The organism is Micromonospora sp. NBC_01392 (assembly GCF_045040125.1).
In the GTDB taxonomy this organism is placed as follows: domain Bacteria; phylum Actinomycetota; class Actinomycetes; order Mycobacteriales; family Micromonosporaceae; genus Micromonospora.
The window spans coordinates 3,059,549-3,079,536 of sequence record NZ_CP109549.1 but is presented as its reverse complement, the minus strand read 5'-3'; the positions used below and the strand labels follow the sequence as shown (position 1 = coordinate 3,079,536).

Sequence of the window (19,988 nt, the reverse complement as noted above, 5' to 3'; positions counted from 1 at the left end):
TACCGGCTTCGGATGGTCTGCGCCATGCGAACAAGAAGAACGGTCGGTTGTCGACAATGAGCCATTTTCATCGTGGGTAGCGGGCGTCCTCGGCGGCTTGAAGAACGAGGATGGCTTGCACGATCGCGGTGGCGCGGCGGGGGCAGCAGCGCAGCTCGTCGAGGATCTTCCAGTTTCAGAGCTCGACCAGGGCCAGCGTCCACTGGCCGTGAGCGTCTTCCCAGAGGGTGACGACCTCGCCGACCGGGACCGAGTTGTACTCGTGCCGCTCATCTTCCTCGTAGTAGTCGCCATCCTCCTCGATCACCGCGACGATGCGCAGGGCGTCCTCGCGGGTGCCGTCGGTGGCTGCCCGGATGCGGGAGACCCGCCACTCGACGCCGCTGAGGTCGCGGCCGATGAGCTCACTCCCGGGCACGAGATTCTCGTCGTCGCCATCGATCTCGAAGAGAGTGCCGGGACCGTCGACCAGCAGCGTATCCGTGTCGCCGATCATCAGGCTTTCGTCGATGACCTGTTGTTCACCGCGGAGTACCGCCGGGTCGAGCCAGGCCGGCCGCCGGTCGAGTCCGACCTCGCTGATGAAGTTTCCCCAGGCGTAGAGCGCATACATGCGCGGCATGCTACAGAGTGGCAAGATCCTTGCTTGTTCGGGAGGAACGCCGTGGCGCATCGCGGGCCTGGTGACCTTGCCCCCACCGCGCCACCACTATGAAAAGGGCTCAATGCTCGTGGGAGGGCAACCGGTGCGAGGCACTGGTGGAGACGACGCTGGTAGTCGCAGGATCCCTGGAGGCACCGCTTCCTCTCGGCGGCAGATCCGGACACCCCGTTCGCCGTTCGCCAGCAGCTGGCTGAAAGTCGGTAGGAGACGCCTCGATTGCGGTCAGGCGTCAGGGGTCCAGGGTTCTCCGACGCCCGCGCGTACCGCGGTGCTCCCGGGCGGTAGGTCAAGAACGTCGATCAGGGTGGGGTCCTCGTCGACGGCATGGTGCAGGTGTCCGACCTTGCCGGTGCCGCCGCTCGCGTCAGAGGCTCCGATCAACTGCCAGACGCCGTCGTCCGCGTCGTGACTGACGAACAGGACAGGCTCGTGGCGTTCGAAGACTTCAGGGGTCTGGATACAGGTGGTGCCGAGCAACCAGTGCCGCATCCAACCGGCTCGCCGATCGTGCCGCATGGCGTGGTCGGCGACCCACCAGACGAACGGCAGGTCCTCGTGGGCGCGCGACTGATCCGCGCTCAGGTGCGGGCCGCCCTGCGGGACCTGCTCGAACGGCTCATCGACGAGCGAGAACGCGTGACCATTCTCGTGCGCGAAAATGACGGCGTGGAACGTGCCACCGCCAGGATTGCCGGCGCCAATCCCGATGGACAGGCGGGCGATATGCGGGTCTGAGCCGGTGGTCCAACCGAACGCGTACGAGGCCAACTCGCCACGCGGCCCCACGAACTCGCCGAACGCACGCCGGTCCATGCCACTGACATCGGCCGTGGGCGCCTCAACCAGCGCACGCTCCAACACCTGGATCTCCACGCCGGCAACATAGCTGATCGAGCTTGGTCGGGTTGAGCCGTCCATGGGCTGCATGACGTCTGAGGCGGTCAGCACGGGTCGGTGGGGTGGCCCGATCGTGGGATTCCTGGTCCTGGTGTCCGGGCGACTGAACGAGTCGTTCCGTCGGACTGTCGTGCCATGATGCCGCTCACCTCAAGGCAAGGAGCACGGCGCGATGGCCACGGTGACGGTTCGGGACGAGACAGCGACGGGCAGGGCGATCGATCAGTGGCCGTTGACCGGCTTGCCCGAGCGCATCCGCGCGCGGGAGCTGGTCCGGTTGCGGGTACGCGAGGAGGTGGCGCGGTTCAACGCCGACCAGGCGGACCTCTTCCGGGGCCTGGTGCGGCCGACCGACGCGGAGGCGACGTTGAACGGCTACCGGGTCGGCCGGGGCCGGCGGCTGGACTGGGAGCGTCAGGCGGACGCGGCGTGTGCCGCCTTCGCCCGCAACGGCTTCGTGTTGCTGGTGGGTGACCACCAGGTCGAGGATCTGGACGAGGAGATCGACCTGCTCGCGGATCCCGAGGTGGCCTTCGTGCGGCTCGTTCCCCTGGTGGGTGGCTGACGTGCGGGGCTGGGCGCGGCTGCTTCCCGCGCTGGGCGCGGCGGACCGCCGGAGGGTCGAGACCGGTCTGGTCGACGCGGACGCCCGGATTCGGGCGGTGATCGGGAGAACGATCACCTACTACCGGGGTGCGTCGGTGACCCGCACGCCGGAGTGGACCGTCACCGAGTCGTGGTCGGCCGAGCTTCGCCGCCGCGCCGCCCTGGCCATGCACCTGGAGGCGGCGACCAGTTCGAGTCCGACCGCCCTGAACGACGTCCTGCGGAATCTCGCCGACGGTGGGCCCGAGTGGACCCGGGCGGATCTGCTGTGGTGCCTGGAGGTGGCCGGGCGCGGGCACGGCTACGACGACGGCGCCCATCTGGAGTTGCCGGCGACGATCGCCGGGCACCTGACCCCCGCCGACCTGGCCGATCTGGCGCCGGCGCTGTCGGCCCTGTTCGCCGAACTCACCACGCGCCACGTCCCGTCGGCCGGTCCCCGACGCCGGGTCGTCACGCTGATCGGAGAGGCGCTCGACCGCGCCACGGGTCGCCGCGTGCCGTCCTGGTTGCTGCACCACGGGGACGAGTTCGGTCCGCTCGTCCGCGCCGGCCTGGGTGACGTCCTGGCCGCGCCGGGTGTGGCCGAGTTGCTGACGCACTGCGCCTCGCTCGACAAGCCGGCGGCGCCGGCGCGGTGGCTGCGCGTCCTCGACGGGCACCTCGCGAGCGCCGCCGACGGGAGGAAGGCGGTCCACGCGCTCCTGGCGGCGTTCGTCGCCCACCACCGGTCCGTGCACGACGACACGGACCGTCTCCTGCGTGGCCTGGCCTGGGCGCTGTCGCGGGAGTCGGACGAGGCGGCGACCGACCTGCTGGCCGGGGTCACCGCCGTCGCCTCGGCCGCGCCCCGCCAGGCGTCCGGTTTCCCGCACGCCCAGCGCACCGCGATCGCGGCCGTGCGACTGCTCGCGGAGCGCGCCGGTGAGGCGCCGGCGCGGACCCTGGCGCGGCTCGCGGTGACGGTGCGGAACAAGGCGGTACGCAGTCGGGTGCAGACCGCGTTGGCGCACCTCGGCGCCCTGCGCGGGTGGTCGCTCAGCGAGGTGATGGAACTCGCCGTCGACGACCACGGGCTCGACTCCGACGGATGCCGGCGGACCCCGGTCGGCCCGTACGAGGCGACGGTGCGGGTCGAGGGCGAGAAGGCGCGCCTGACCTTCGCGCGCGGCGGCACCGCGCTCAAGGGTGTCCCGGCGGCGGTCAAGGAGACGCACGCCGACGAGCTGAGGCAGCTCCGTGGCCTGGTGAAGAGCGTCAACGCGACGCTGACCTCCGAACGCCAGCGGGTGGAGGCGCTGCTGTCCGAGGACCGCACCTGGACGTATGCGGACTGGGTGTCGCGCTTCCCGGACCACCCGATCACCGGAACGTACGGGCGGCGGCTGCTCTGGGAGACCAGCACCGACGGGCGGCGCTGGTCGGCGGGCCTGCCCCGCAGGGACGGCGACGGGTGGACGATCGTCGGTCTCGACGGGCGACCGGTACCCGGCGATCGGGTCCGACTGTGGCATCCCGTCCGCGCTCGGGTGGACGAGACCCTCGCCTGGCGGGAACGGGTGCTCGCCGCCGGCCTGACGCAACCGTTCAAGCAGGCGTTCCGCGAGGTCTACCTGCTCACGCCGGCCGAGGAGCGGACCGGCTCCTACTCCAACCGGTTCGCCGCGCACATCCTGCGCTACCGCCAGGCGAACGCGCTCATGCGCGCCCGCGGCTGGCAGGCCGGCTACCTGGGCACGTGGGACGGCGGGTACGACAGCGAAGCCACGAAGCTCTTCGGCGGTGGCGCCTGGCGGGCGTCCTTCCACCACCAACTCGTCGACAGCGACGACCCGGGCGACCACGACGTCCACCACTGCTCCACCGACCAGGTGCGCTTCGCCCGATCCGACGGCGCGACCTGGCGACCCGCACCGGTCGCGGACGTACCGCCGCTGGTGTTCACCGAGGCGATGCGGGACGTGGACCTGTTCGTCGGCGTCACCTCGATCGCCACCGACCCGCAGTGGGCCGACCGCGGCGAGGACCGATTCCGGGACTACTGGCACCGCACCGCCGTCGGGCCGCTGGCCCCGTCGGCGCAGGTACGCCGCGACGCCCTGGCCCGGCTGCTCCCCCGCATGGCCATCGCCGACCGGGTCACCCTCACGGATCGGTACCTGCACGTACGCGGGACCATGCGCGGCTACCGGATCCACCTCGGCTCGGGCAACATCATGATGGAGCCCCACGACGCCTACCTGTGCATCGTCCCGGCACGCGGCGGCGCCGGGCGGCTGCACCTGCCGTTCGAGGACGACCCGATGCTCTCGACGATCCTGTCGAAAGCGATCATGCTCGCCGCCGACGACACGATCACCGACCCCACCGTGCTGCGGCAGCTCGTCCCATGACCGACTGGAGCAGCTCGGCTGGACCGCCGACGCTCTCGCCGCCGCCGAGCGGCCGTTCCCGCTCCGGTCAGCCGGCCCCGAAGCAGACGAACGCCGCCGCGGTGGCCCGGGCGGGACCGTCGCCTGCCGCACCGAAGGCCCGCTGCGCGTCGGCGAGGGCTCGCGCCGGGCCGGCACCCGTCCGCATCCGCGCGTGCAGGTCCAGCATCAGTGCCGTGGTGGGCTCGGCCGGCACGGGCAGCACGGTCGCGATCAGGCACCGGGCGCCGAGCGCCAGGAGCACCGCGGTGAACCCCATGACCTCGTCGCCGGGGCGCAGCCCGGTCAGGCCGGAGTCGCAGGCGGAGAGCACCACGCAGCCGGGCGGCCGGGCGACCGCCTCCCACTCGTGGGCGAACAGCGGCCCGTCGGCCAGTTCCAGGGTGGAGAACTGCGGGTTGTCCGCGCGGAACGTGCCGTGGGCGGCGATGTGCACCAGCCCCGCCCCGTCCAGCGCGGCGGTCAACGCCGCGGCGGTGGCGTCGGGCCCGGTGAGCCGCCGCGCCCCGGGCAGGACCTGGGCGAGCCGGCGCACCTCGAGGTGCCCGGCCGGCAGGCGCGGGCCGGCGGCCAGGACCGGCGGCCCAATCGGCAGCTCCCGCCGGTCCGCCCCGAGCCAGGCGGTGGCCGAGGGGGCGACGGTCACCGGACGCCCCGCGCAGGTGGGCAGCGCCGACCAGGGCACCGCGTGCAGCGCCCCGACCGGGACGATCACCAGGGCCCGGTCGGCCAGCCGCGGCCGCAGCGGGGCGAACAGCAGCCGGTCCAGGGCGGTCGCGGCGTGGCCGGCCCCCGCCCGCGCGGCGGCCTCGTCGCCGGTGGTGACCAGTCGGCGCAGGGCGAACCGGTGCCGGCGGGCCAGGTCCACCGCGGCGGCGAGCGGGCCCAGGTCGTGCAGGCTGGCCCGGCCGTCGCGGACCAGCACCGCCCGGATCCGGTCGCCGTGGGCGACCAGCTCGACCAGCACCCGGGAGCCGAGCCGCGCGGCCAGCGCGCCCACCCCCGGCGGGGCCAGCACGACGCCTCCACCGGGCACCCGCCGGGCCAGGTCCCGGATGTGCTGCTCCAGCCGGGCCTGCCGGCCGCGCAGGGCGGTTGCCGGCCGGCCGGCCAGCACCTCGTCTTCGAGCAGGCCGCTGACCAGTCGGAGCTCAGCGAGCGCCGCCACCAGGTCGGGGTCGGCCGGGGGCCGGGCCGGCCGGGCCCGCAGCGCATTGGCCCGCCACCGCTCCGCCCACGCCAGGACCCGCGCCGGCGCGCCCGCCCGGACCGCGATGTCGAGGCCCTCGGCCGCCAGTTCCTGACCGTACGCTCCGCTGTGGGCACGCAGCTCCGTCGCGCCGAGCGACACCCGGTGCCGGTCGAGCACGGCCAGCCCGCGGCGCAGCGCCCGGGCGGCCCCGGGCTCGTCCCCGCCGAGCCGACGCGACAGGGCCAGGGCGTACCAGCCCTGTGCCCGTCGGTCGGCGGTGCCGCGACGGCGGGCCCGGGCGGCCACCGCCAGCAGGTTCCGGGCCCGGCCCGGCCGCCCCAGCGCGGCGGCCACCAGGCCGGCCTCGATCCGGGTGGTCAGCGCCGGCCCCGGCCACCCGGTGCCGTCGAGCTGGTCGGCGGTACGCGCCATGGCGGTGAGCAGGCGCGCCGAGCGGGTGCCGCGACGGTACTCGGCGCGCAGCTCGACGTGGCGGGCGAAGGCGGCCCAGGTGGGCCGGCCCTGGCGACGGAACCGGGCCCGGGCCGCGGCGGCGGCCTCGGTCGCGGTGTCCAGGTCCCCGGCGAGCAGCGCCGCGCGGGCCCGGGCCAGCAGCGCCTCGGCCAGGTCGGAGGCCATGCCCCGGCGCCCCAGTTCCCGGACGGCCGCTGTCGCGACCACCACCGCCTCGTCGACCAGCGGCACCGACAGCAGCAGCTCGACGCGGTCCAGCAGCAGCGCCGGCCGGGGTACGGCGAGCCGCCGGTACTCCTCGTCGACGGCGGCGAAGCAGCGCAGCGCGCCGGCGATGTCGCCACGCTGGCCGGCCGCGATGCCGCGGTTCCAGCGGGCGTCGGCCGCCGCGAGGTCCAGGCCCAGCCGTTGGAAGGCGGCAGCCGCGCGGGACAGGTCGTCGTCGGTGCCGCCGGCGGCACCCCGGTGGGCGTTGAGCAGCCCTCGGTTGTTGCGCGCCCGCGCCTCCAGCAACAGGTCACCCTCGCGCAGGGCGATGTCGACGGCCAGGCCGTAGTCGCGTACCGCCTCGTCGTAGCGGCCCCGGTAGTGCAGCACCACGCCCCGCTGCATCCGGGCCCGTCCCGCGTCGGCGCCGACGAGCTGCGGCAGCGCGGCGGTCACCGCGCGCAGCGCCGCGGCGGTGTGACCGGCGTTGGCCAACACGTAGCCCAGGCTCATCCGGGCCAGTGCCCGGGTCCGGGGCGTGCCGGCGGCCCGGACCGCGCGGCGCAGGTGGCGCAGCGCGCCGGGCAGGTCGTTGAGCTCCCGCAGGGCCAGACCGACGGCCCGCTCGGCGGTGGAGCGCTCGTCGGCCCCGGCCGCGGGCCCGGCGGCCAGCACCCGCTGGGCGATCGCGATCGCCTCGCGCGGGTAGCGCTGGACGGCGTCGAGCGCCGCCTGGGCCGTGCCGGCACCGGAACCGGTGCTGTCGGGCATGCCCAAAGAGTCCCCGAACCAATGCCCAACCGTCAATGTCTGCGCGGTTCTGTCGGGAATCCGCACCAGCCTTAACATCATTGACATCCGCCTATGCTTTGGAAGAATCGACGGCACCCGGGAAACGTGGCTCACGCCGGCCATTGGCGGACGCTTCTGCCGACCGCATGGAGGACCCGTGTCGCCTGACCACCCCGCCGCGCCGCGCCCGGCCGGCCAACTGTCCCGACGGCGGCTACTGGCCGCGTCCGCGCTGGCCGCCGCGGCGTCGTTCGCCGCCGGGTCCCGTGCCGCCCCGGCCCGCGCCGACGGCGCGGACGACGCCGCCTACCAGCGCGCGTTCGACGAGGCGCTGGCCGCCGACAAGAACGTCCGCCGGCACACCACGTCGGGCCGGGAGTTCCTCTACCGGCCACGGCAGCTGCTCGCCGCCGACGCCGACGCCCAGCGGGTCACCGCCCGGCTGCGTGCCCTCGGCCACGTGGTGGTCGTGGGCGACGGTTTCGCCGGGGTCACCCGGCTGCTCTTCGACCGGGAGACCGACGTTCCCGCGCTCGTGACCAAACTGCGCGACCCCCAGCAGTGGCCGGGACAGCCGGCGCCGAAGGTGCAGCCGCACCACGTGCTGCTGGGCCTCGGCAACATCATGGGCAACCCGGGCGGCCCGCCCACGACGGTCGCCGCGCTGTCGCCGCCGGACCCGGCCCGGCTGGGTGAGGGCGCCGGAGTGACCGTCGGGATCTGCGACACCGGCATCTGGCGGCAGGCCGGCGGCTACCACCCGCAGTGGCTCGGCGGGGCGTACCTGCCGGAGGTCGACGACGAGGACCCGCTCTACGTGCACACCGACGTGCTCGCCCCGCAGGGCGGGCACGGCACCTTCGTCGCCGGGGTGGTGCGGCAGGCCGCGCCGGGGGTCCGGGTCGATCCGGAGCAGGCGCTGAGCGCCACCGGCGTCGGTGACGAGGCGTCGGTGGTGGCCGCGACGGCCCGACTCGCGCCGGCGGTGTCCGTGGTCAACCTGTCCCTGGGCGGGTTCACCCAGGACGACCAGCCGTCGCTGCCCCTGGCCAACGCGGTGGCCGCGTTACCCGCGACGAGCGCCGTGGTCGCGGCGGCGGGCAACGCCGGCACCAGCCGGCCGACCTGGCCCGCCGCGCTGGGCCGGGTCGTCGCGGTGGCGGCGGTCAGCCAGGGCCCCGGTGGCGTGGTGCCGGCCACCTACAGCGGGTACGGGCCATGGGTCGACGTCTGCGCGGTCGGCGAGCGCCACAGCACGTACGTCGAGGGGCAGTTGCCGCTGCCGGGCCGACCGACCCGGGTGTTCCACGGCTTCGCCGCCTGGGCGGGCACCTCGTTCGCCACGGCACACGTCTCCGGTCGGCTCGCCGCGCTGATGACCGCCGGCGGCCTGAGCGCCGACGCGGCCCGGCTGACGCTGCTCGCCGCGCCGCGCTGGCACCCCGACTACGGCGTGCTCGTCGGATGAGCGAGCGGGCCGCGAACGAACCAGCAGCACCGTGCGGTGGTCCCGGCCGGCGGTGGGCGCAGCGAGGCGGCGGCGGGAACGAGCGGTCGCGAGTGGCGGAGCAGTGCCGCACCAGCCGACGGACGGCGTCGCCGTGACCGACCCGAGCACGACCGGCCTGGTGACCGCCGCGGCGGGCGGCGACGAGTCGGCGTGGGTGGAGCTGGTCCACCGGTACACCCCGCTCGTCTACTCGGTGATCCGGTCGTACGACCTGAGCCGCGCCGACGCCGCCGACGTCAACCAGACCGTCTGGCTGCGTCTCGTCGAGCAGCTGAGCCGGGTACGCGATCCGCAGGCCCTCGCCTCCTGGTTGGCGACCACGGCCCGGCGCGAGTGCTACCGGCTGTCCCGCCTCGGCCGCCGCACCCAGCTCTTCGACCCCTACGACGAGGCGCTGGACGCGTACCATGGCTTCTCCCGCACGACGGACGTGGCGGCCCCCGACGAGGAGCTGCTCCGCGCGGAGCGGCGGCAGGCACTGCGGGAGGGCTTCGCGCAGCTGCCGCCGCGCTGCCAGCGGCTGCTGGCCCTGTTGACCGCCGACCCGCCGGCCAGCTACCGGGAGGTCTCCGAACGGCTGAGCGTGCCGGTCGGCAGCATCGGGCCGACCCAGGCCCGATGCCTGCGGCGGTTACGGGACTGCCCGGCGCTCGCCCCGTTCCTCGGCACGACCGCGACCCGGACGAATGGAGGTGAACGCGATGGAGCCGTTGCCGCCGGCCGATGACGCGGCCCTGACCGCCGAGCTGGGTGCGGCGCTGCGGGAGTCCGGATCGGTCCCGGAGGAGTTCCTGACCGCCGCGCGGGCGGCGTTCGCCTGGCGAAACGTCGACCAGGAGGTGGCGCTCGCCGAGCTGATGTTCGACTCGGCGTGCGACACGACCCCGGCGCTGACCCGGTCGGCCGGGTCGACGCGCACGCTGTCGTTCCGCAGTGCCGTGGTGGCGCTGGAGATCGAGGTGTCCGACGCCGGCATCGTCGGTCAACTCTCCCCGCCCCGGGGTGGGCGGGTGTCCGCGCAGACCGCCTCGGGCACGTACGCCGAGGCGCCGGTCGACGCGGTCGGCTTCTTCTCGTTGGGCGCTCCCCCGCCCGGCCCGGTCCGGCTGCGCGCCCACACCGACGGCTACGTGGTGGCCACCGCCTGGGTCTCGCTGCGCTGACCCACCGCCAGCACCGCCGCCAACACCCGCGACGGCTCCGCGACCGGCCCCCGGGGCGGCGGCGCTCGCCGGGACGCCGGACCGTCCCGGCGAGCGCGCGGTGACGGGGGCCGCGGGCTGCCCAGGCCCACGACCCCCGCTGGTGGCCGGGCTACTGTCGCCCGACGCCGATCAGGTACTCCACACCACCGAGGTCGGTCCGTTCCGCCCCGCTCGTGTCCGGGCCGAACTGGGTCACGTCGAGCGTGAACTCCTTGTCCGAGGCGACCGCGGCCGCGAAGGTGAGGGAGAACTCGACCCGCTCACCCGGTTCCAGCAGCAGGTTGCCGAGGCTGGCCTTCGCCGGTTCGACGACCTCCAGTTGGTTCCTGCCGACCTCGCGTACGCCGGTGCCGACCTTGCCGCCGGCCTGCCACCGCTCGAACAGCGTCGGCCCGAGGTCGACGACGACCCGGCCGCCCACGTTCTGGATCGGCTCCCCCGGCTGCGTGAAGACCAGGTCGTTCTTGGTCGCCACCTGGAGCGAGTTGCCGATGGCGAACGGCCGCACGACCGGCGCCCCGCCCGCGACGAGCCGCACCGAGTTGACGTTGCGCCAGGCGATGTTGTTGTTGTAACGGGTGTTGGTGCTGATGTCCGGCCCCTCGAAGGTCATCGGATCGGTGGCGGACACCCACCTGGCCAGCAGACAGAAGTGGCCCGGCCCGGGCACTCCGTTCCACGGGATCGTCACGGTCGTGGTGCCGGCGAAGGCGGTCACGCTCATCGCGCCGATCTGGGTCCAGTGCGTCGGCCAGACGGCGCCGCCACCCGGCGTCGTCCGGTAGACCCGCAGCACGCCGCTGCTGGTGCCGGAGCCGTACGGGCCGGGGTTACGCAGCTTGATGAAGATGTAGTTGGTGACGCCGACGATCGGGTTCTGGCTGACGGCACACTCGACGGCGGTCGGGCAGACCTTGATGTCGGGGCTGGCCCACAGCGGGTTGTACGAGTGGGGCTGGACGCCGACGTCGGCGGCGACGTCCCGGATGTAGACGTCGGTGCGGGCCGCTGCCGCCTTGTCCTGCCGCGCCTCGACCGGCGCGGCGGCGGCCGTGGTGACCGCCAGCAGGGCGGCCAGCGCGGTGCCGGTGAGCACGGCCAGCGCCGAGCGGCGGACACGTCTTCCTACGTTGCCCATGACAGGCTCTCCCATCGTCGAGGGACCGCCGATCGGGTGTTGTCGCCTACCCGGCCGACGCGGTGACGTTGTTCAGGAGCGCGGTGCGGCGCGTTTGATACGTCCGGCGGGACCGGTCACCGTCAGATGGAGCGAAGAGCGACGGATCAGACGAATGTCGAACGTCTGCCGGCCCGCCCGGCGAGGCAGCGGCTCGGGACCGCCGCGAGCGCCGGTGACCCGGGCATTTGAGCGCTCTGAAGGAATCGGTTGACTCCGGTCGTCGACGCTGGTGTCCGCCGGCGGCGCGGGACCGCAGCCCGCAACCGCCGGAGAGACGAACCGCAACGAATCGGAGGAGAGCCATGAGGAAGAGCGTTCAACGTGCGGCGGTCATGCTCGGCGTCGTCGCGGCGGCGGCAACCGCGTTCGCCGCGCCGGCCCAGGCGGACGGCCGCGGAGACTGCCCGGACGAGCATGTCTGCCTGTGGTGGGACCGGAACTTCACCGGTCTGCGCTGGCAGGGGAAGTACGACAACAGCAGCATCGGCACCGCGAACGACAAGGCGTCCTCGGCGTTCAACAACGGCAGGACCTGCTGGGTCTACCTCTGGACGGATCCCGGTTACGCGGGCACCAACCTCCCCATGGCGCTCGGGGCCTACCGGGCCTACATGAACACCGATCCCGGCCCGAGCCCGGTCGGCTCCTGGGAGGACATCGTCTCCTCGGTCCACTGGTGCTCGCCGCGCTGACCGCAGACTGAAGAGGAAGGCTGGCTGGTGATGCGCGAGGCACGCCGAATGCGGCTCCTGGCATTGTCGGCCCTGCTGGTGGGGGTGCTCTCCGGCTGCGGGGGGCAGCCAGAGACCATCCCCACCGCCGCGGCCGTGACCGAACCTCCGAAGGCGGGACCCGAGTTGGGGACCGCCGCGATCGACCTGGCCACCAACTCTGGCGCCTACCCCGACCGGAACTACGTCGTCGAACTGGCCGACGAGCGGGCGACGCAGCGCTGCGTACGCGCTGCCGGGCTCACCTGGTCCGGTTTCGTGTACCGGCCGCCACCGGGCTCGGACGAGGATCGTGCGCTGAACGTGGAAGGTCGACGGCGTGACGGGTACGGATTGGCCGATGCGGGCCGCGGCTCCGCCGGAGAGCGGCCCCGCGCCTCCGGCGGCGCCCGCCTGGACGAGGCGTTGTTCGGCCGGTCGCACAAGGTGGCACAGTTGCGGGTCCCGGGGGCCGGAGAGGTGGGGTATCCCGTGGAGGGCTGCACCGCGCGGGCGCACGCTGCCGTGTTCGGGGATGTCACCACCTGGGCCCGGGTGACCTTTCTGCCGTCGGGGATCAACATGACGCTCGCCCGGACAGTGGCCGCCGATCCGCGGCTACAGGCGCCCCTGCGGGAGTGGAGCCGGTGCATGGCCCAGCATGGCCTTCGGTACGAGAACCCGAAGGAGCTACGGAAACATCTGGTGTCACAGAAGGTGGACCGGAAACGAGAGATCGCCATCGCGATCCAGGACGCCGACTGCAATCGGGCTGCGGGGCTCGCGCGGACCGAGCTCGACCTGCGGCGGGCCGCCGCGCGGGCGTTGCCGGCGGACCAGCGCGCCGAACTGGCCGGCTTGGCGAGCGCCCTGGACGAGGGGGTACGGCGGGCGAGGGCTGTGCTCGGTGATCCGCCTGTCGACGCCGCACTGTCGCCGGCCGACGGCGGCAAGCGGCCACCGGCCTGAGTCAACGGCAGGTGGGACGCGCGCCGCCGTCCGCCAGCAGGCGCCGGACGCTTCGCGCCTCCGGGCTGCCCAGTCCCTCCAGGATCACCAGCGCCTCCTGCCACGACCGGACAGCATCGTGACGTCTCGCCCGCGCCATCTCGTTGACGCCGCTGTTGATCAGAGCCTGCGCCTGCAGGTAGCGATCGCCGAGTGGCTGGAACAGCTGCACGGCCTGGCGGAAGCACCGGGCCGCCAGGCCGTGGCTGCCGAGCCGGGCGTGTATGTGGCCCAGGCTGTCCCAGGCGCATGCCTGACCGTGGGTGTCGCCGAGCCGGCCGAGCCAGACCCGTGCCTGCTCGCAGGAGGAGAGGGCGTGCCGGTGCCGTCCGAGCAGGGTCTGTTGCCAGCCGATGTCGTTGAGCGTGGACGCGGCGCCGCTGAGGTGGCCGGCGGCGAGGAACAGGGCCAGACCCTCGCCGTTGCGGCGAAGCGCTTCGGCGTAGCGGCGGCGGTGCTGCGCCACGAGGGCCAGACCGTTCAGTGCCCGGGCCTGCCCCAGGGGGTCACCGAGGCGCTGGTCCAGGCGCAGGGAACGGCGCAGATGCACCTCGGCTTCGGCGTAGCGGTGCAGGCGGATCAACGCGCGTGCCGTACCCCGGTGCGCGAGCGCACGCGCCGCACCGTCACCGAGGCATGCCGCCGCGCGCAGCGCGATGCGCGCGACGGTGGCCTGGTCGTGCCAGTGCCCGTGCCGCTGCAGGTAGGTGGCCAGAGCGGCGGCGATCAGCCCGGCCGCCGGGTGGGCACCGGTCGCGTGGGCCTCTCGCGCAGCGTTCACCAGCGCGGCCCGGTTGGTGTCCAGCCATTGCCGGGCCGTACCGACGTCGTCCAGGACGACCGGGTACACGTCCGGCCCGGCGGGCGGCACCGGCGGCATCTCGCGGTGCGGTTCGAGCAGGCGTGCGGCGGCGACGGCAGTGCCGGCGTAGTGCGCCAGCAGCCGGTCACGCGCGGCGCTCCGCTCGGCGGCGGTCTCGCTCGCGTGCAGCAGTTCGGTGGCGTACCGGTGGAGAACGTCGTGCTGCCGGAATCGTCCAGACGCTGACTCGTCGATCAGGTGCAGGCGGGCGAGTGTGGCCAGCGCCCGCTCCGCCTCCGCCGGGGACATCCCGGCGACGCTGGCGGCGGCCGGCACCGTGATCTCCTGCCAGGGCTGGACCGCGAGCAACCGGAACAGACGTGCGGGTCGATCCGTCAGCGTCCGGTAGGACCAGGAGAGTACGGTGCGGACATCGGTGTGGGCGTCGCCGCCGTCGAGGGCGTCGAGTGTCCCGGCGGCGAGCAGTTCCGCGGCCAACTGCGGCACCGACAGCAGGGGGCGGGTGGCCAGGCGCGCGCCCGCGATCGTCAGAGCGAGCGGAAGGCCGCCGCATGCGGCGACGATGTCGCCGAGCGCATCCGTCGTCGTGCCGCGACCGCTCCCGAGCCGCGAGCGCAGCAGAGCGCGCGCGGCCGGCGGTGGAAGCGGGCCGAGAGCGAGCGGCTGAGCAGCCGCGGCCGCCACCAGGCCGGTGAGACAGTCGCGGCTCGTCACCAGCACCACGCTCCGGGAGGCGGCGGGCAGCAGGGGGCGGACCTGGTCGGCGGTACGGGCGTTGTCCAACACGATCACCATGCGCCGGGTGACGAGCAGGCTGCGGTACAGGGCCGCCAGCGCCGCCACCCCGATCGGCATCTGCGGGGACGGCACCCCGAGCGCCTGGAGGAAGTCGCCCAGCGCCACCTCGGGCGGGACCGGCACCTCGGCCGGACCGAAGCCGCCGAAGTCGCAGTAGAGCTGCCCGTCCGGGAACTCACGCGCGGCTCGGTGGGCCCAGTGCACCACCAGGGCCGTCTTGCCCACACCTGCCATGCCCGAGACGACCACCACCGCCGGGCCGACCGCTACCCTGTCGAGCGTCGCCAGCTCGGCGTCCCGGCCGACGAGGCGAGGCACCGCGCGCGGCAACTGTGCCGGCCGGGTGAGTCCGTCGAAAGGCCGGTCGGCCGCACCGCCGCCGAGCCCCTCCGGCTCGGCTTGCCGCGGGCGGCTCAGCGTCGACCCGGACGACACCGGCACGAGGTCGCCGCGCAGCAGCTTCCCGTGCAGGGCTTGAAGCTCCCGTCCCGGCTCGGTGCCCAGTTGCTCCGCCAGCAATTGACGGGTCGCCGCGTAGTGGCACAGTGCCTCCGCGCCCCGGCCGGCTGCGGCGTACGCCCGCATCAACGCCGCCACCAGGGTCTCCACCAGCGGATGTTCGGCACTGGCCTGGAGGAGTTCGGGAAGCACCAGTTCCGGGGTGTTGAGTTCCACCGCCGCGGCCGCCCAGGAGGTGAGCGCGATGATGCGCTTCTGCTGCCATTGCTCCCGCACCTGCTCGACCCACTCGCCGGAGAGATCGGCCAACGGACGATCACGCCACAGGTCGAGTGCGGCCTTCAGCAGCTCCGCACGCTCCCGCACCGGATCGCGGTCGGGCAGGGCACGGTCGAGCAGGGATTGGAAGCGGTGCGCGTCGACAGCGTCCGGGTCCACCTCCAGTACGTAGCCACCCGATCGATGGGTCAGGGCGGCGGGACAGCTGCTGAGGTCGCTGGCCGCGGCGAGCACCTTGCGGATCCGCGCCACGTAGACGTGCAGGGTGTGGCGTGCCCGGAGCGGTAGAGCCTGCCCCCAGACCCGATCGATCAGCACCTCCGGTTGCAACGGCCTGCCCGCATCGATCGCGAGCGCCGCGAGAACCGTCCGTTGCCGAAGCGGACCCGCGTCCACTCGAACACCAGCGGCATGCACCTGCATCGGACCGAGAAGCCGCAACGTCAGCATGCATCGACGTTCGCACATGCCTGCACGGGACACACTCTCCTCGGGAGGCGGCCGACACCGTCGAAGGTTCGGGCGGGATCAGCCCGCCCGAACCGTTCGGAAGCGACCCGGTCAGTGGCAGCTGGGCCCGTCCGCCGCTGACTCGTACCTGTCATGGTGCTTGAACAGCATGATTCCGGTTCCGACCTCCTGCCGGCCCAGCGGCGTGAAGTCGAGGTAGTTGTACGTGCCGAGCACGATGTCCGGCCCTCGCCCGTACGTGGAATAGGTGTGGAACACGTTCGAGCCGTCCCGGAAGAAGACGCTCAGCCCGTGCTGCTCACCGCTCATGTGGTGGGTCAGGCCCTCGCGCTCCAGCGTCGCCTTGTCTTTGTAGTTGTACTCGACCGGGGCGACGGACTCGTCCACGGTGACCTTGAAGTCGTAGTTGAAGTCGGTTCCGAAGGAGGACACCCACGGGATCGTCCAACCCATTCGTGCCTTGAACTTCTCGATCTTCTCCGCCGGCGCCCGGGAAACGGCCGCGAACGACGTGTCGCGGGAATTCAGATGCCCGAGGTGCGCCACGTTGTCGACGAGGAACGAACAGCTCACGCAGCCCTCGTCCCAGCTCGGATCGAACATGAAGTGGTACGTGATGAGCTGCCGGCGCCCCTCGAACAGGTCGAGCAGGCTCTTCTCACCCGACGCGGACCGAAACCGGTAGTCTTTCTCGACCGGTGTCATCGGCAGGGCCCGCCGAGCTGCCGAGACCTCGTCCCGTGCGTCGGTGAGCGCCTTCTCCTTGGCGAGCAACTCGATTCGCGCGCGCAGCCAGTCCTCCCGGGACACGATCTGCGGACCACTCATCTGGTCTTCTCCTCCCATGCAGGGTCGGCGACCCGGCCGAACGGGCTCGGTGCCCGGATCGCGTCGCCGCTCGGCGCGTCGAGTCGCTCCTGGGCCATCGGCGTCGTCGCGAATCTGGACACCACGGCCGGGAGCGCGATCCGGTACGACGCAGGCACGATCACCAGCGACGGGCCGCGGGCGTTCAGGCTCGCCCTTCTGGCCCGGTACGCCGACCACTCGGGCTCACCACGGAACGCGGCCCGCGACAAGGCGTCGTTTCAAGCTGATCAATGCTCACCGGGGAAAGATAGTACGGGCCGGTACCCTCATCTTCTTCTGCATTGCTCAATCCGACCGTCACCGAACGGGGGCCGCGCGGGCGCGGGCTCCCGTTCTCGCAGATCAGCCAGGAATGCCGCCGGCTACTGGACGAGAGCCGCCGGCAATTCGTCAATGACGAAGTGGCCGGTGCCGGCGATCTGTGCTTTCGCGCCCGCTGTGGACGTGTGGCTGCTCGTACGCGCGCCAGCGGAACCTGGTCCCGCCGGCCGTGGGCGTGCACGTGGGCGATCTGCACCGGCGGTACGACCGGGCCGGCAAACCGAGGCGACCGGGGTGGGTGCCGGCCGTACGGCCGGCACCCACCCCGGAGACCTGTCGGTCAGGCGGTCATCACCAGGTAGTTCTCCAGCACCCCGATGCTCGGCCCGCCGAGCACCTGGGACACCGAGAACGTCGCCGAGCCGAAGGCCGGCACCGGGATCACGCACTCCCTGGTCTTCGCCGGCGTGCCCGCCGGCATGTCCACGCTGGTCCAGGCCGCGGCCGCGCCGTTGACACTGCACCGGTGCGCGAAGCGCACGTTGCCTCCCGTGTCACCCTGGCGCAGCACGTAGCGCACGGTGTGCGGCACCCCGGTGTTGTTGGTGATCCGCCCGGTGTTGGTTTCCACCACACCCCAGTTGGCCAGGTTGCCGGTGGTGCCGTCGCTGTTGCGCGGGTCGAGCTCGAACGGGTTGATCTCGGTGAGGGCGAAGCTGCTCGACGACAGCGGCATCCAGACCGAGAGCATGTCGTTGCCGATGGCGGCCGGCTTGCGGGACGGGGTGGCGTTGGTGGTCCACCGGTCGCGGGTGACCCCGCCGTAGCTGACCGGGAAGTTCTGGTTCAGCGCGGTCGTGGCGTCGATGGTGTAGTTGATGTTCTGCGCGACCACCTCGTGGGCGTGCCGGTTGACGTTGTACGGCACGGTCACCCGCCCGTCGTAGACCTTGCGGTCGTTGTGCAGCCCGTCGCCGTTGTCGGCGCCGCGATAGGGCAGCGCGGCGGCAGCCGACGCGGTGGGCAGGGCACTGAAGACACCGACCTTGACGAAGACCGCGCCGCCGACGCAGGAGCTCACCACCCGGGTGGTGTTCAGGTCGATCGCGCCGGTGAAGAAGGCGTTCGCCGGGGCGGTCGCGGTGAACAGCCACGCGCTCGTGTTGCGCGGCAGCGACTTCGCCGTCTCCGCGCCGTTGCCGTTGAGCATGGTGGCCAGCGGTGCGGCGGCGCCCACGCCGGCGCCCGGGTAGGTGCCGTAGCCCTTGCGGTCGACCTTGAAGGTCAGGTCGCAGCCGGAGGTGTTCTGCAACAGGATGCCGTAGACGAACGGGGTCCCGCTGTAGTTGCCGTGCTCGAAGAAGACCCGGTGGGCGCCGGGGTCGAGCGAGCCCCGATAGATGAGGTCCCGGTCGGTGTCCTCGCCGTAGAGCAGGCGTTCCGGGGCGTTGAGGAAGGTCAGGGTGCGTACGCCCTCGACGGCGGTGTATCCGACCGCTGCGGGCGCGGGCGCCGCCATCGCCGGCGTGGCGATGCTCGCCAGCCCCGCCGCCAGCGCGCCGGCGGCGGCGAGCAGGCCGACGCACACGCGGTTGCGCAGGAACATGGAGGTCCTCTCGGATCGTGCGTCCGTATCCGTTGCGGTGCGAGACGGACGCGGTCGGTCGTCCGGGCCGGCCCCGGGACGGGGTGGGGGCGCCGGGCGACGATCAGCCGCCGTCAGCCTCGCGCGCGCCGGTAGGGGGCTGCCAGAGCCGTTCTCGGCACGCCCCCGCGGTGGTGCAACGATCGCCTTACGGTGCCGACGTTCACGCTCCGCCGGCGGGTCGGTCGAGGCGGCGGCGGAGGTCCGACGTGGCGTGCCGGCGCAGCCACTCGATCAGGGCCGGCTCACGCTCGCGCCACAGCCGCAGGTTCAGGTCGAGCATGAGCTCTCCCAGCCAGCCGGCGTCGGCGTCGGTCAGCACCCGGGCGTTCCACATGAGGACCAGCCGTCCGAGGGGCGCGTCCGACGGACGCACCACCACGTAGTCGTCGCCGGGCATCAGCCCGCCGACCACCCAGCTGATCGCCTGCCCGGCGCCCACCAGCGCCCGAATGGCCGCCGTGTCCCCCGCGACGTGCACGGTCTCCGGCACGAAGCCGTAGCGGCGGCACAATCCCAACTCGTACGCGCGGATGACCGGATCCGGGTCCACCACCCACTCCTCGCCGGCCAGATCGGTCACCCGCAGCCCGGCGCGGCTGGCCGCCCAGTGCCCGGCACCCGCGGCCACCGCGTACGGGGCGGCCAGCAGCGACCGCATCCGGACCGGTCCCCGGCCGCGCGGCATCGCCAGCCCCATCGACCAGCCGTAGAAGAGGTCCAGGTCGTCGGCGCGCATCCGGTGCACCGCCGTCGGTAGTGGCACCTGCTCCAACTGCCAGGCGGTGGTGGGTACCGACGCGCGCAGCCGGGCGACCACCTGCTGCGGGGAGATCAGCCCGAAGGCCAGCCTCAGCCTTTCGGGCAGGCGGGCCGTCGGCGGCGATGCCGACCTGGTGGGTCGCCGCAGCGAAACCGCCTGGGCCAGGGCGGCATCGATCTGGTCGGCGCCCTTGAGCAGGATGTGTCCGGCGGGGGTGACCGTCGCACGTCGGGCGCCGGACACCAGCAACGCGACGCCGACCACCCGGTGCAGCCGGGCGATCCGCCGGGAGACCGCGGGCCGGGCCAGTCGCAGCTCTCGCCCGGCAGCCGCGACGCCGCCGTGCTCGTGGACCGCGCGCAGCACCGCCAGGTCGGACCAGGTGACCGAGTCCGGGGTGGGCGGCGGAGCCGCCGTGCCGCCGACGACCTCCCGGGCCTGTCCGACGGTGGCGGCCCAGGAGGCGGCAGCCCGGGCGGCGGCGTCCACCAGGCGACGGCCGGCGTCGGTCGGCACGCAGCTCCGCGGGGTCCGCACGAGCAGCGGTGTGCCGAGCTGTCGCTCCAGGCGGGCGATCCGTCGGGACAGGGCGGGCCGGGTCCGGTCGAGCGCCGCTGCCGCCGCCGTGATCGACCCGTGCCGCACCGCCGCCCGCAGCGCGCGCAGATCCTGCCAGTCCATGAAACAGAGTTAACACCTTCGATGTACGCGACGGAGGGCGGAGCAAGCGGCGCCATCTGCC

At 73.2% G+C, this 19,988-nt stretch carries 15 protein-coding genes and 1 pseudogene; 7 read left to right on the top strand and 9 right to left on the bottom strand.

Annotation, left to right across the window (positions count from 1 at the left end):
• Nucleotides 1-67 precede the first annotated feature (67 nt).
• The 3 genes and pseudogenes from OG767_RS13825 to OG767_RS13815 all read right to left on the bottom strand — a co-directional run.
• Nucleotides 68-172, bottom strand: a pseudogene (locus OG767_RS13825) (IS5/IS1182 family transposase); the annotation flags it as partial.
• Between the two features lie 3 nt (nt 173-175).
• On the bottom strand, nt 176-613 hold the full coding sequence (locus OG767_RS13820; RefSeq protein WP_405093753.1) for a hypothetical protein: 438 nt from the start codon (nt 611-613) through the stop codon (nt 176-178).
• Between the two features lie 273 nt (nt 614-886).
• Nucleotides 887-1,537 carry a hypothetical protein gene (locus tag OG767_RS13815; protein ID WP_405093752.1) on the bottom strand — a complete coding sequence of 217 codons (651 nt, stop codon included), beginning with the start codon at nt 1,535-1,537 and terminating at the stop codon, nt 887-889.
• A 196-nt stretch (nt 1,538-1,733) separates the two neighbouring features.
• Here OG767_RS13815 and OG767_RS13810 point away from each other — a divergent pair, with 196 nt between their 5' ends.
• Nucleotides 1,734-2,126, top strand: coding sequence for a hypothetical protein (locus OG767_RS13810; RefSeq protein ID WP_281940212.1), 393 nt, complete (start codon nt 1,734-1,736; stop codon nt 2,124-2,126).
• Complete coding sequence (locus OG767_RS13805) at nt 2,119-4,560, top strand: DUF4132 domain-containing protein (RefSeq protein ID WP_405093751.1); 2,442 nt, start codon at nt 2,119-2,121, stop codon at nt 4,558-4,560. The genes OG767_RS13810 and OG767_RS13805 overlap by 8 nt, the downstream gene beginning before the upstream one ends.
• Before the next feature lie 67 nt (nt 4,561-4,627).
• Here OG767_RS13805 and OG767_RS13800 read toward each other — a convergent pair whose 3' ends face one another.
• Entirely contained in the window at nt 4,628-7,243 is a 2,616-nt protein-coding gene (locus OG767_RS13800) for a CHAT domain-containing protein (protein ID WP_405093750.1), read from the bottom strand.
• 178 nt (nt 7,244-7,421) lie between these two features.
• Between OG767_RS13800 and OG767_RS13795 the strand changes: the two genes are divergently transcribed.
• From OG767_RS13795 to OG767_RS13785, 3 genes are all read left to right on the top strand, one after another.
• Complete coding sequence (locus OG767_RS13795) at nt 7,422-8,732, top strand: S8 family peptidase (protein ID WP_405093749.1); 1,311 nt, start codon at nt 7,422-7,424, stop codon at nt 8,730-8,732.
• A 133-nt stretch (nt 8,733-8,865) separates the two neighbouring features.
• Nucleotides 8,866-9,501, top strand: a complete 636-nt coding sequence (locus OG767_RS13790; RefSeq protein WP_405093748.1) for an RNA polymerase sigma factor — start codon at nt 8,866-8,868, stop codon at nt 9,499-9,501.
• Nucleotides 9,476-9,937, top strand: a complete 462-nt coding sequence (locus tag OG767_RS13785; RefSeq protein WP_405093747.1) for a hypothetical protein — start codon at nt 9,476-9,478, stop codon at nt 9,935-9,937. The genes OG767_RS13790 and OG767_RS13785 overlap by 26 nt, the downstream gene beginning before the upstream one ends.
• 151 nt (nt 9,938-10,088) lie before the next feature.
• On the opposite strand, the gene OG767_RS13780 is transcribed toward OG767_RS13785, so the two are convergent.
• Entirely contained in the window at nt 10,089-11,117 is a 1,029-nt protein-coding gene (locus OG767_RS13780; RefSeq protein WP_405093746.1) for a hypothetical protein, read from the bottom strand.
• Between the two features lie 344 nt (nt 11,118-11,461).
• Here OG767_RS13780 and OG767_RS13775 point away from each other — a divergent pair, with 344 nt between their 5' ends.
• Nucleotides 11,462-11,851 (top strand): peptidase inhibitor family I36 protein, encoded by a 390-nt coding sequence (locus tag OG767_RS13775; RefSeq protein ID WP_405093745.1) that lies wholly within the window; start codon nt 11,462-11,464, stop codon nt 11,849-11,851.
• Between the two features lie 30 nt (nt 11,852-11,881).
• Nucleotides 11,882-12,838 (top strand): hypothetical protein, encoded by a 957-nt coding sequence (locus OG767_RS13770; protein WP_405093744.1) that lies wholly within the window; start codon nt 11,882-11,884, stop codon nt 12,836-12,838.
• Nucleotide 12,839: 1 nt separating this feature from the next.
• Here OG767_RS13770 and OG767_RS13765 read toward each other — a convergent pair whose 3' ends face one another.
• The 4 genes from OG767_RS13765 to OG767_RS13750 form a co-directional block, all read right to left on the bottom strand.
• Complete coding sequence (locus OG767_RS13765; RefSeq protein ID WP_405093743.1) at nt 12,840-15,686, bottom strand: BTAD domain-containing putative transcriptional regulator; 2,847 nt, start codon at nt 15,684-15,686, stop codon at nt 12,840-12,842.
• A 111-nt stretch (nt 15,687-15,797) separates the two neighbouring features.
• Complete coding sequence (locus OG767_RS13760) at nt 15,798-16,535, bottom strand: DUF899 domain-containing protein (RefSeq protein ID WP_405093742.1); 738 nt, start codon at nt 16,533-16,535, stop codon at nt 15,798-15,800.
• A 643-nt stretch (nt 16,536-17,178) separates the two neighbouring features.
• Nucleotides 17,179-18,444: a hypothetical protein gene (locus tag OG767_RS13755; protein ID WP_405093741.1), complete on the bottom strand. Its 1,266-nt coding sequence runs from the start codon at nt 18,442-18,444 to the stop codon at nt 17,179-17,181.
• Nucleotides 18,445-18,646: 202 nt separating this feature from the next.
• On the bottom strand, nt 18,647-19,927 hold the full coding sequence (locus OG767_RS13750) for a LysR family transcriptional regulator (RefSeq protein ID WP_405093740.1): 1,281 nt from the start codon (nt 19,925-19,927) through the stop codon (nt 18,647-18,649).
• Between the last annotated feature and the right edge of the window lie 61 nt (nt 19,928-19,988).